General features: G+C 60.2%; 9 protein-coding genes. 8 read left to right on the top strand and 1 reads right to left on the bottom strand.

What is annotated here, in order from left to right; all coding sequences use genetic code 11:
• The first annotated feature begins 217 nt into the window (after window positions 1-217).
• The 3 genes from RCH06_RS06905 to RCH06_RS06895 all read left to right on the top strand — a co-directional run bounded on the left by RCH06_RS06905 (window position 218) and on the right by RCH06_RS06895 (window position 2,756).
• Window positions 218-1,288 (top strand): DUF6352 family protein, encoded by a 1,071-nt coding sequence (locus RCH06_RS06905; protein WP_327080698.1) that lies wholly within the window; start codon window positions 218-220, stop codon window positions 1,286-1,288.
• 207 nt (window positions 1,289-1,495) lie between these two features.
• Window positions 1,496-2,467: a Bug family tripartite tricarboxylate transporter substrate binding protein gene (locus RCH06_RS06900; RefSeq protein WP_327080697.1), complete on the top strand. Its 972-nt coding sequence runs from the start codon at window positions 1,496-1,498 to the stop codon at window positions 2,465-2,467.
• Between the two features lie 127 nt (window positions 2,468-2,594).
• A complete protein-coding gene (locus RCH06_RS06895) occupies window positions 2,595-2,756 on the top strand; it encodes a hypothetical protein (RefSeq protein ID WP_327080696.1) in 162 nt (53 codons plus the stop codon).
• A gap of 122 nt (window positions 2,757-2,878) precedes the next feature.
• On the opposite strand, the gene icmF is transcribed toward RCH06_RS06895, so the two are convergent.
• Window positions 2,879-6,172 (bottom strand): fused isobutyryl-CoA mutase/GTPase IcmF, encoded by a 3,294-nt coding sequence (icmF, locus tag RCH06_RS06890; RefSeq protein WP_327080695.1) that lies wholly within the window; start codon window positions 6,170-6,172, stop codon window positions 2,879-2,881.
• A 217-nt stretch (window positions 6,173-6,389) separates the two neighbouring features.
• Here icmF and RCH06_RS06885 point away from each other — a divergent pair.
• The 5 genes from RCH06_RS06885 (at window position 6,390) to RCH06_RS06865 (ending at window position 12,610) form a co-directional block, all read left to right on the top strand.
• Window positions 6,390-7,350, top strand: a protein-coding gene (locus tag RCH06_RS06885; protein ID WP_327080694.1) for an IS5 family transposase whose coding sequence is annotated in 2 segments (ribosomal slippage) — window positions 6,390-6,629 and window positions 6,631-7,350 — 960 coding nt in all. Because the reading frame shifts where the segments join, the coding sequence is not laid out codon by codon here.
• 398 nt (window positions 7,351-7,748) lie between these two features.
• Window positions 7,749-8,951, top strand: coding sequence for an ABC transporter substrate-binding protein (locus tag RCH06_RS06880; RefSeq protein ID WP_327080693.1), 1,203 nt, complete (start codon window positions 7,749-7,751; stop codon window positions 8,949-8,951).
• A 108-nt stretch (window positions 8,952-9,059) separates the two neighbouring features.
• Entirely contained in the window at window positions 9,060-9,935 is an 876-nt protein-coding gene (locus RCH06_RS06875) for a branched-chain amino acid ABC transporter permease (protein ID WP_327080692.1), read from the top strand.
• Window positions 9,936-9,937: 2 nt separating this feature from the next.
• On the top strand, window positions 9,938-11,875 hold the full coding sequence (locus RCH06_RS06870) for a branched-chain amino acid ABC transporter ATP-binding protein/permease (RefSeq protein ID WP_327080691.1): 1,938 nt from the start codon (window positions 9,938-9,940) through the stop codon (window positions 11,873-11,875).
• A gap of 12 nt (window positions 11,876-11,887) precedes the next feature.
• On the top strand, window positions 11,888-12,610 hold the full coding sequence (locus RCH06_RS06865) for an ABC transporter ATP-binding protein (protein ID WP_327080690.1): 723 nt from the start codon (window positions 11,888-11,890) through the stop codon (window positions 12,608-12,610).
• Window positions 12,611-12,742 lie beyond the last annotated feature (132 nt).

Here is a 12,742-nt window from a genome sequence, read left to right as displayed (position 1 = left end):
ACAACCACAACGCGCCAAGCCCTGAAGCCGATGGCCAGGCGCGGGTAAAGAATGCTCTTTTTGATAATCGGTTGCAACAAGCTGCAAGGTGCTCTGGATTGAAAATTCAAGCAAAACAGGGCTGTTGCGCAATGCACACGTGCGCAAGCAGCTATTAAAACCATAGTGAATTGTCGATAAAAAGCCAGCAGCCATTCACTGTGCGACGATTGCAGCCATGCAAAATTTTTGGCCCACCAGTGGTTTTTCTGCTTTACAGCGCAACGAACGCGGCTGGCTGCTGCCGACCGATGACTATTTGCGGCTTTTTCTGGCCCGGCCCGAACTGGCGCCGGTGCCCGAGTCGTGCCCGACCGAGTTGGCCCTGCATGCAGCGCTGGTGCAGTCGCCCAGCCTGCCTGTTACGCCAGCCGGCTTGCAGGCGCTGCAAGACGCTGATGCGCGTGAAAGCTACCAGCTTTTCCTGCACTTTCGCGACGGCTTGCTGGCCGCCGGCACGCTTGAAGCGTATTACCTGAGCCTGTTTCCGCGCGACGGCACGGGGCGCGTCACGATTGCCCCGCTGTTTATTGACTTGCTGACCCAGGCCATCACGCACAACCTGCTGGCGGATTCGGCTGATGCGTATGAAGTGCGCGCCGGCGAAATGCTGTTTCGCCCCCAGCGCATCAGCACGCAAGACGGCCAGGTGCTCAGTGGCGACCAGGTCGTGATTGACCTGCTCAACGAAACCGGCGGCCTGGGCGACTTCGGGCGTTTTCTGGCCGAAGCCAAGGCCCCGCTGCACACCGTGCATTTGCAGGTGCTGACTGACGACAACGTGCCTGACTATTGGCAGCAGGCCGATCGGTACCGGTTTTTGCTCGACCTGACGCATGAAGTCAGCAACGACCTGAGCCACGGGCTGGTGCTCACCATGACGCGCGCCCGTTCCGGGCTCAAGGCGCTGGCCGGTGTGTTGCAAAAATGGGTGCGTCATTTTCTGGGCGTCAGCGTCACCATCCGGCCACTGCAAAAAATTGACGACGACGCCTGGCGCTGGCATGTGGGGCTGGATGTCGAAGCAACCGCGCTGCTCAATGACCTGTATGAAGGCCGTGACGTTGCAGCGGCACGACTGCAGCGGCTGGTCAGCCTGTTCCGGCTGGACTTTGCCGATGCGCAGGAAATGCGCGCCGACGTGGCGGGCAAACCGGTCTATCTGGGGCTGATGATGAATGCCGAGGGCGTGCTGCGGCTAAAAGCCCAGAATCTGCTGGTGAATTTGCCGCTGCGTGCGTTGATGTAGTGCCTGACTGGCGGATTGCCTGCGCGCTGGCCGGTTTGGCCGCCATCGCCGAACAAGACGGCTGGCCGCCTGCCAAGACCCGCAAACCAAGGGATTTCCCACGGTCTGAAGCAACAATGCGTCCCCTAGAATGCCCGCAGATGGCGTAGCCAGCCCGTGCATTTCCGGCCTGCTAGCCATGCCCGTTTACCCCCAAGGAGATACTGAATGTTTAGAAAGCTATTCCCTTTCCTGTTGATGGCCTGCGCCCTGACGGCAGCCCATGCGCAGCCCCAGGCCGCCTATCCGGCCAAGCCGATTCGCATGATCGTGCCGTTTCCGCCCGGCGGCGGCACCGACATCCTGTCGCGCCTGGTGGCCAACAAGCTGACTGAAGTCAGCAAATGGACGGTGATTCCTGACAACCGGGGCGGCGCCGGCGGCACCATCGGCATCGCTGAAGCCGCCCGGGCAGCGCCCACGGGCTACGAGATGGTCATGGGGCAAAAAGACAACATGGTGGTCGCGCCCTGGCTGTATAAAAACCTGAGCTACGACCCGATCAAAGACCTGGTTGCCGTAGCGCATGTGGCGTACACGCCGGTGGTTATCGTGACCGGCGTCAATTCGCGCTTCAAGACGCTGGCCGACGTGGTGACGGCCGCCAAGGCAACGCCCGACCAGATTACCTATGGCTCGCCGGGCAACGGCACCACCATTCACCTGGCCGGTGAAATCTTCAATACGGCGGCCAAAATCAAGCTGCGCCACATTCCCTACAAGGGCTCCAACCCGGCCATGATGGATGTGCTGGCCGGCAATGTCGATTTGATGGTGTCGTCGCTGCCCTCGGCCATCGGCCAGATCAAGGCCGGCAAACTGCGGGTTCTGGCTGTCACCTCGGCCAAGCGCAGCACTTCGCTGCCCGACGCGCCGACCGTGGCCGAACTGGGCTACAAGGACTTTGATGTCAGCACCTGGTACGGCTTGTTCATGCCGGCAGGCACGCCGAAGGAAATCGTCAACACCGTCAACGCCGAAGTCAACAAGCTGCTGGCCACGCCCGACATGAAAGCGGCCATCCATGCGCAAGGCGCTGAGCTGCTCACCATGACGCCCGAGCAGTTTTCAGCGCTGCTGAAAACGGATTATCAGAAATGGAAGGGCATCGTGCAGGCGTCCGGCGCGACCATCGAATAAGGCGGCGCACCCCCGGTGCAAGCGGTCCTGTGCGCCTCCTTGCAGCCGATAAGCCACAGAAGCGCCGTGATGGGCACGCTGTGGCTTAAAATCAGCCGTTCAGCCCTTTTTCTAACCGGAGTCTTCCATGTCCAAAAAAATCAGAGTCGAAGCCGACATCTGCGCCGCCAAGCCTGTTCCGCCTAACGGCTACACCATCACCACCGGCAACGGCCAAAAGCGCAGCCTTGAGCGCGGCGCCCACACCCGCAGCAAAAAGAACCCCGGCAAGCGCCCACAGCAGGGTTAAGCCGCCAACAGGGCTGGAGCCCTCAAGGCTCCGTCCAAAAAGAAACCCGAACCCCCGAGGCGCAATCCGCCTGGGGAGTTCGGGTTTCTTTTTTGGGCCCACAAATCCGGACCAGGCTGAAATTACATATTCCGGCGGTACTGCCCACCGACTTCAAACAGTGCATTCGTGATTTGACCGAGTGAACACACGCGCACCGCGTCCATCAGCACGTCGAACACGTTCTTGTTCTCGATCACCGCCTGCTGCAGCCGCTTGAGCTGCGTCGGCGCTTCGTTGGCGTGGCGCGTGTGGAAGTCCTCCAGGCGCTTGAGCTGGCTCTGCTTTTCCTCGTCGGTCGAGCGTGCCAGCTCGAGCTTGTCATGCACCGCATCGCCATGCGGGTTGCGGAAGGTGTTGACGCCAATAATCGGCAACTCGCCGGTGTGCTTGAGCATCTCGTAGTGCATCGACTCGTCCTGGATGCGGCCGCGCTGGTAGCCGGTTTCCATGGCACCGAGCACGCCGCCCCGGTCGGCAATGTTCTGGAACTCGGCCAGCACGGCTTCTTCGAGCAATTCGGTCAGCTCTTCAATGATGAACGCACCCTGCGACGGGTTCTCGTTCTTGGCCAAGCCCCATTCGCGGTTGATGATGAGCTGGATTGCCATGGCGCGGCGCACCGAGTCTTCGGTCGGCGTGGTGATGGCTTCGTCGAAGGCGTTGGTGTGCAGCGAGTTGCAGTTGTCGTAAATCGCAATCAGCGCCTGCAGCGTGGTGCGGATATCGTTGAACTGGATTTCCTGTGCGTGCAAGCTGCGGCCGCTGGTCTGAATGTGGTATTTCAGCTTCTGGCTGCGCTCGTTCGCGCCGTATTTTTCCTTCATCGCCACGGCCCAGATGCGCCGGGCGACGCGGCCCATCACGGTGTATTCCGGGTCCATGCCGTTGCTGAAGAAAAAGCTCAGGTTGGGCGCGAAGTCGTCGATGTGCATGCCGCGCGCCAGATAGGCTTCGACAAAGGTGAACCCGTTTGACAGCGTGAATGCCAGCTGGCTGATCGGGTTCGCACCGGCTTCGGCGATGTGGTAGCCGCTGATCGACACGCTGTAGAAGTTGCGCACGTTGTGGTGCACGAAGTATTCGGCAATGTCGCCCATGACTTTCAGGCTGAACTCGGTGCTGAAAATGCAGGTGTTCTGGCCCTGGTCTTCTTTCAAGATATCGGCCTGCACCGTGCCGCGCACGTTGGCCTGCACCCATTCGCGGATTTTCAGGGTCTCGGTGTCGGTCGGCTCGCGGCCGTTGTCCGCTTTGAACTTTTCCAGGTTCTGGTCGATGGCGGTGTTCATGAACATCGCCAAAATGCTGGGCGCCGGGCCGTTGATGGTCATCGACACGCTGGTCGTCGGACTGCACAAATCAAACCCGCCGTACAGCACCTTCATGTCGTCGAGCGTGGCGATGGACACGCCCGAATTGCCGACCTTGCCGTAGATGTCAGGACGCGGGTCCGGGTCGTTGCCGTACAGCGTCACCGAGTCAAAGGCGGTGGACAGGCGCTTGGCGGCCATGCCGTCGCTCAACAGCTTGAAGCGCGTGTTGGTGCGGAATGAATCGCCTTCTCCGGCGAACATGCGGGTTGGGTCTTCGCCTTCCCGCTTGAAGGCAAAGGTGCCGGCGGTGTAGGGGTAGCTGCCCGGCACGTTGTCCAGAATCAGCCATTTCAAAATCTCGCCGTGGTCTTCGTAGGTGGGCAGGCAAACCTTGCGGATGGTGGTGCCGCTCAACGATTTGCTGGTCAGTTGGGTGCGGATTTCCTTGTCGCGGATTTTGACGACGTATTCGTCGCCGGCGTAGGCCTTCTGCATTTCAGGCCATTGGGCCAGCAGCTTTTTGGCGGCGGGGTCTTGAATCTGTTCGCGTTCCACGGCCAGGCCAATGACCGCTTCCACGGCGTTCGACGGGTCGGATTTGCTGGCGCTGAGCATGCCGGAGGTGGCGCGCAGTTGCTGGATTTGCCGGGCCAGCGCGGCTTGTTCCTTGCCGCGCTTTTTGTAGCTGCGCACGGTGTCGCTGATTTCGGCCAGGTAGCGGGTGCGGGCGGCGGGCACGACCGGCGTCTGGTTGGTGCTGTGGCGCACGTTGACAAGCGGCAGCGTGCCGTCGGTCAGGCTCAAGCCCAGCGCGCCCAGTCGGGTTTTGAGCGCCTGGTAGAGCGCGGTCACGCCGTCGTCGTTGAAGCGCGCGGCCATCGTGCCGAACACCGGCATCTGGTCGGCGGGCGTGGTCCAGGCTTCTTTGTTGCGCTGCACCTGCTTGGACACGTCGCGCAGGGCGTCAAGTGCGCCCTTGCGGTCAAACTTGTTGATGGCGACGAACTCGGCGAAGTCGAGCATGTCGATTTTTTCCAGCTGGCTGGCCGCGCCAAACTCGGGCGTCATCACATACATCGGCACATCGACATGCGGCACGATGGCCGCGTCGCCCTGGCCGATGCCGGAGGTTTCGACAATGATCAAATCAAAGCCGGCGGCCTTGCAGGCGGCAATCACGTCAGGCAGCGCCTTGCTGATTTCGGAGCCAAAGTCGCGCGTGGCCAGCGAGCGCATGAACACGCGCTGACCCTGGCTCCACGGGTTGATGGCGTTCATGCGGATGCGGTCGCCCAGCAGCGCGCCGCCGCTCTTGCGCCGCGACGGGTCAATGCTGATCAGCGCCACGCGCAACTGGTCGCCCTGATCGAGTCGCAGGCGGCGGATCAGCTCGTCGGTCAGGCTGGACTTGCCCGCACCGCCGGTGCCGGTAATGCCCAGAACCGGTATCTTTTTAGTAGCAGCCTGTGCCCGCACGGCCTGCACAATGGCTTCATCTGCCTTATTTTCTTCAAGCGCGGTGATGAGCTGGGCCAGCGCGCGCCAGGCCATCTCGTCGTGGCCTTCAATGGCTTCAACGCGGCTGGGTGCATAGCCGCTGATGTCTTTATCGCAGCGCATCACCATCTCGCCAATCATGCCGGCCAGGCCCATGCGCTGGCCGTCCTCGGGGCTGAAGATGCGCGCCACGCCGTAAGCCTGCAGTTCGCGGATTTCCGGCCCGACGATCACGCCGCCGCCGCCGCCGAACACCTGGATGTGCTCGCCGCCCCGGCTTTTCAGCAGATCGACCATGTACTTGAAATACTCCACATGCCCGCCTTGGTAGGAGCTGATGGCAATGCCTTGCGCGTCTTCCTGCAGTGCGGCGGTCACGACCTCGTCAACGCTGCGGTTGTGGCCCAGGTGAACCACCTCGGCGCCCATGCCCTGCAGGATGCGCCGCATGATGTTGATGGCAGCATCGTGCCCATCAAACAGGCTGGCGGCGGTGATGAAGCGCACCTTGTTGGTCGGGCGGTAACTGGCAAGGGCTTTGTAGTCGGTGGACAGGTCGGTCATGGGGTTGTCTCCTGGGGTGGCAAAAAGCACCCTGAGGGTGCCAAGACATGATGATATTACGTTTACGTTTACGTAAACGTCAACTTACAACGCCCCGTTTTTTACGCTCAATTCAGGCTACTTTGTTGCTGATGGCGTGAACTTAGGGTTAAGGAAACTCTGCATAACTCCCGCGTTTGTGTGCTTGGTGTAAGTCTGGCTTGAGAAAATACGGCCCATGAAACAAGCCGCCCTGGACCTCAAGCTGAGCCTGAAGAAAACCCGCAAGCGCGAGTTCCTGGAGCAGATGGAGCGCGTCGTGCCGTGGAGCGCGCTGGTGGCTTCAATAGCCCCGCACTATCCAGAGGGCAAGAATGGCAGGCCCCCTTTTTCTCTGCAGACCATGCTGCGCGTTCACTTCCTTCAGCAGTGGTTCACGCTGTCGGACCCGGGGATGGAAGAGGCATTCTTCGACACCCCCTTTGTTGCGCGAGTTCGCCCAGCTCGAGGAGTTTGGCCGCCTGCCTGATGAGAGCACCATCCTGCGCTTTCGCCACCGGCTGGAAAAGCACCAGCTCGCTAGCCAAATCCTGGCGACAGTCAACGAAATACTGACCCAGCGCGGCTTGCTGCTCAAAGCGGGCACGGTCGTGGACGCTACGCTAATTGCAGCACCGACTTCTACCAAGAACAAAAGCAGGGCACGCGACCCGGAGATGCACTCGAGCAAAAAGGGGAACCAATGGTATTTCGGCATGAAGGCCCACATTGGCGTTGATGCTGACTCCGGTCTGGTACATACCGCGCGCGGCACGTCCGGCCACGTCAGCGACATCGCACAAGCGAACGCGTTGCTGCATGGGCATGAAACGGTTGCCTTTGGCGATGCAGGCTACCAGGGCGTCGAAAAACGCCCGGATGCCAATGCCGAGGTGACCTGGCACGTAGCCATGCGCCCGGGCAAGCGCAAAGCGCTGGACAAAAACAAGCCGATTGATGCGCTCCTCGACAAGATTGAAAAGCTCAAGGCTGGGGTACGCGCCAAGGTGGAGCATCCTTTTCGGGTCATCAAGCGGCAGTTCGGATTTGTCAAAGTGCGCTATCGCGGCTTGAGGAAAAACACGGCGCAGCTCGTCACGCTGTTTGCGCTGTCCAACTTGTGGATGGTGCGGGGCAAACTGATGGGAGCCAAGGCATGAGTACGCCCAAAAACCGGGGAGCTCCCCGACAAAGGGCGAACAAAGCCCGAGTGGGCGGTAAAAACGGTGGAATTTCCATAAATTGCGCTTGAAATTCCATCACTTGAAAACCAACGAGCCGCTACTCGATGTTACGGTGAGTTATTCAGACCATCCTTAACCCGCGGGTTTTTCAAAAAACTCACAGTCCCCGTGTTGGCGTGAAATATTTTGTGCGACGGGTTTAAAAAACTTCATTGTTTTTCCTTTCATATTTTGTTGCTCTGAGGAAAAACACTATGAAAAATTACCGTCAAGTCGGCTAGATTAGCTCTTCAGCCGTGGCCTGAAAGTGGCACAGAAATGATCTTGTGTTGCGCACTGTTTATGCCGAGCTTCTTTTTCACTATGGAAACCCTATGACTATTCGTTTTGCCAAACTTGCTATTGCATCAGCTGTTCTGAGCGTTGCCGGCCTTGCCGTTGCAGCCGATCCGATCAAGATCGGTGTCACGGGCCCCTTCACCGGCGGCTCGTCGTCGATGGGCGTGAGCATGCGTGACGGTGTCCGGCTTGCGGTTGATGAAATCAACAAGTCCGGCGGCGTGATGGGCCGCCAGCTGCAAACCGTCGAACGTGACGACGAAGCTAAAAACGAGCGCGGCGTGCAGATTGCCCAGGAGCTGATCAACAAGGAAAAAGTCACGGCCACCGTCGGCTATATCAATACCGGCGTGGCGCTGGCCTCGCAACGCTTCTTCCAGGAAGCCAAGATTCCGGTGATGAACAACGTGGCCACGGGCAGCTTGATCACACAGCAGTTCAAGGACCAGCCTGAGAACTACATTTTCCGCAATGCGGCGCACGACAACATCCAGGCGCCGATGATTGTCGAGGAAGCCGTGACCCGGCGAGGCTTCAAAAAGGTCGCGATTCTGGCCGACTCCACCAACTACGGTCAGCTCGGCCGCGCCGACCTGGAAACCGCACTGAAAGCCAAGGGCATCACGCCTGTGGCGACTGAAAAGTTCAACATCAAGGATGTGGACATGACGGCGCAACTGCTCAAGGCCAAGGAAGCCGGCGCTGAAGTCATCCTGACCTACGGCATTGGCCCCGAGCTGGCGCAGATCGCCAACGGCATGACCAAGCTGGGCTGGAAAGTGCCCCTGGTGGGCAGCTGGACGCTGTCGATGGCCAACTACATCGACAACGCCGGTCCTGGCGGCGAGGGTGCGCGCATGCCGCAAACCTTCATCCAGGAGCCGACCACGCCCAAGCGCCAGTCCTTCATCATCAATTACCTGAAAACTTTCAACCCGAAGAACCAGCGCATCGACTCGCCGGTGTCGGCCGCGCAGGGCTATGACTCCATCTACCTGCTGGCCGCTGCCATCAAGCAGGCCAATTCGACCGATGGCCCGAAGATCAAGGCGGCGCTGGAAGACCTGAAGGCGCCGGTTGAAGGCGTCATCACGACCTACAACAAGCCGTTCACGGCCAAGGACCACGAAGCCATCACCGCCAACATTCCGGTGTTCGGCGAGGTCAAGGGCAAGCGCGTGGTGTACGCTTATTCGGACGATCAGAAGAAAGCGTCTGAAATCCGCGTCAAGAAGTAAGCCGAAAGACTGTTGAAAACAGGCACCGCGCCAGCTGACGCGGTGCTTTTTTATTGCCCGCCGCCATGCATGGCCTAACCTGACCGACTTTTTTTCGGAACTGAATTTATGGAAATCCTGCTTCAACTCATTTACAGCGGTGTCGCGCTGGGCATGATCTATGCTGTCATTGCCTTCGGCTACCAGCTCACGTTCCAGACGTCCGACACCCTGAACTTCGGACAGGGCGATGCGCTGATGCTGGGGGCCATGGTCGGGCTGACACTGGTCAACATGGGCGTGAACTACTGGCTGATGCTGCCGCTGGTGATTGCGTTCGGCCTGCTGCAGGGCGGACTGGTGGAACGCATCGGTGTGCGCCCGGCCATCAAGATCAAGAGCGAGTTCGGCTGGATCATGTCCACCATTGCGCTGGGCATCATTTTCAAAAACGTGGCAGAAAACATCTGGGGCCGCGACGACCTGAAATTTCCGTCACCCTTGCCCGAGTCACCCATCAAGCTGCTGGGGGCCAATATTTTGCCGATGGAAATCCTGGTGGTGGTGGGCGCGGTGCTGATGATGCTTGCGGTCGAGTTCTTCAACCGCAAGACGATTTACGGCAAGGCCGTGGTGGCCACCTTCAACGACCGCGATGCCGCCAAGCTGATGGGCATCAACACCGGCCTGGTGATCACCTTTTCGTACGCGCTGTCGTCAGCCACGGCCGCTTTTGCCGGCGCGCTGATTGCGCCGCTGACGCTGACCGGCGCCACCATGGGCTCGGTGCTGGGCCTGAAGGCCTTTGCCGTGGCCATTATTGGCGGGCTGACCAGCGGCATGGGCATTATCGTTGGTGGCATTATTCTGGGCGTGGCCGAAACCACCACCGGTTTTTATATCTCTACCGGCTACAAGGACGTCCCCGGACTGGTCCTGCTGCTGCTGGTACTGGCTTTCAAGCCGGCCGGCCTGTTCGGTAAAAACGCGATCAAGAAAGTTTGAAGATGAACCGCAAGACCCTTGTGGCCGCCGTGATTGGGCTGGCCCTGCTGGCCGCTGTGCCGCTGATGACCAGCAACTCGTACTACATCCACATGGTCGGCACGATCATGATCTATGCCATCCTGCTGTACGGCCTGGACATCGTGGTCGGCTACACCGGCCAGGTGTCGCTGGGCCATGCCGGCCTGTTCGGTGTCGGCTCCTACACCGCCGGCGTGCTGTTCCTGAAGCTGGGCGCGCCGCTGTGGCTCATCATTCCGGCCAGCATTGCGGTGACCGCCGGTTTTGGCGCCTTGCTGGCCCTGCCGGCGCTGCGCGTGACCGGGCCTTACCTGGCCATGGTGACGCTGGCCTTCGGCACCATCATCCAGATCCTGATCAACGAGATGACTTTCCTCACCGAAGGCCCGCTCGGCATCACGATTCCCAAGCCCTCGATTGCCGGCTACAAGCTCGATGAACACGACTTTTACTGGCTGGTGTTCGCGCTCATGGTGATTTCACTGGTGGTGGTTGACCGCATCCTGCGCTCGCAACTGGGCCGCGCCTTCGAAGCGCTGCGCGGCAGCCCGGTGGCGTCCGACTGCATGGGCGTGTCGGTGTACCGCTACAAGGTCTATGCGTTTGTCATCAGCGCCGGCTTTGCCGGGCTGGCCGGTTGCCTGTATGCCTATTCAGAGCAGTACATCTCGCCCAATACCTACAATTTCGAGCTGACCGTGATGTTCCTGCTGGCCGTCATCATGGGCGGCCGCAAGACCCGCTCCGGCGCGCTGCTGGGCGCTGCCATCATCGTGATCCTGCCCAAGCTGCTGGACGACCTGGAGCTGTTCCGCATCGTCGCCACGGTGCTGGCGACGATGATCACCATCGGTGCCGTTGTGGGCGTGATCAGGAAGATCACCACGCCCAAGGCCATGGCGATTCCGGTGGTCGGCACCATTGCGCTGGCCGGTTTCGCCTTCTGGCTGCAGTCGATCACCGACTGGCGGCTGAGCATCTTTGGCTTGATGATTCTGTTTGTCGTCTATTACCTGCAAAACGGTATCGTCGGCTTTGTGCGCGCGCTGTTTCATGTGCGCAAGCCTGCGCCCGAGTTCATCGGCAAGGCAGGCGAGGACCATGGCAACGATGCCATCTCGGTGGCCGCCAGTGCCAGCGGGGCCGAGGCCGGCGGCGATCTGCTGATTGCCAAAGGCGTGCTGATGCAGTTTGGTGGCCTGAAAGCCATCAACCAGGTCGATCTGCGCATCAAGCACGGCACCATTCACGGCTTGATCGGCCCCAACGGTTCGGGCAAGAGCACGATGATGAATGTGCTGACCGGCATTTATGTGCCGACAGCCGGTAGCATCGACTTTGCCGGCCGTTCGGTGGTGGGGCGCACCTCGTCCGACATCGCGCTGTCAGGCATTGCGCGCACTTTCCAGAACGTGCAGCTGTTTGGTGAAATGACCGCGTTGCAAAACGTGCAGGTCGGCTTGCACCACACCTTTGACAGCAACATCGTCGATGTGGCGCTGCACACGCCGCGCTACACGCGCGAAGAAAACTCGGCCATTCAGCGCGGCTTGGGGCTGCTGCGCTTTGTCGGCTTGGGCGACCTGGCGGGCGAAGAAGCGCGCAACCTGCCTTACGGCAAGCAGCGCCTGCTTGAAATTGCCCGCGCGCTGGCGCTTGACCCGCAACTGCTGCTGCTTGACGAGCCGGCCGCTGGCCTGACCGCGCCTGACATCCAGGAGCTGATCATCATCATTCGCAAGATTCGTGACCACGGCATCACCGTGATCCTGATCGAGCACCACATGGACGTGGTGATGGGCCTGTGCGACACCGTCTCGGTGCTCGACTTCGGTCAGAAAATTGCCGAAGGCAAGCCAGCCGATGTGCAGGCGGATGAAAAAGTGATCGAGGCTTACCTCGGCGGCACGGCTGCATAAGGAAACAACCCCATGTTGAGTATCAAGAATCTGGAAGCCGGTTACGGCAAAGTGCAAGTGCTGCACGGCATTTCGATGGAAGTGCCCAAAGGCAAGGTGGTGACGCTGATTGGCTCCAACGGTGCCGGCAAAACCACCACCATGCGCGCCATCTCGGGAATGATCCAGCCGACTGCCGGCGAGATCAACCTGCACGGCAAGCGCATTGATGGTCTGGAGTCCTACACCATCGCCAAGCAGGGCCTGGCCCATTCGCCCGAAGGCCGGCGCGTGTTTGCCACCATGACGGTGACCGACAACCTGATCCTGGGGGCGTTTCCACGCCTGACCGGCAGCCGCCCCAAAGGCGACGTGCAGGGCGACCTGGAACGCGCGATGGAACTGTTTCCGCGCCTCAAGGAACGGCGCAACCAGCTGGCCGGCACGCTGTCGGGCGGCGAGCAGCAAATGCTGGCGATGGCACGCGCCGTGATGCTGAACCCCGAAATCGTGCTGCTCGACGAGCCGTCAATGGGGCTGGCGCCGATTCTGGTCGAGGAAGTCTTCCGCATCATTGCCGACCTGAAGTCGCGCGGCGTCACCATGCTGCTGGTCGAGCAGTTTGCCGCCGCTGCGTTGAAAGTGGCCGACTACGGTTATGTGCTGGAAAACGGCCGCATCTCGGTGCATGGCGAGGCCACCAAGCTGCGCGATGACCCGGCGGTGAAGGCGGCCTATCTGGGCGGCGGGCACTGACCCAAAACAGGGGCCGGGCAGGCATTGGGTTGCTATACAAAAAATAGCTGACAGCGCCCGTCCAGCGTGCGCAAGCGGCTTAAAACATCAAAAAACAGTCGGGTTTGCAGTTCTGCATCCCGGCTGTTTTGC

The organism is Polaromonas sp. CG_9.5 (assembly GCF_035984465.1).
Classification (GTDB): domain Bacteria; phylum Pseudomonadota; class Gammaproteobacteria; order Burkholderiales; family Burkholderiaceae_C; genus Polaromonas.
Note: the sequence above shows the minus strand (reverse complement) of the source record. Positions and strands in the feature narration are given on the sequence as shown.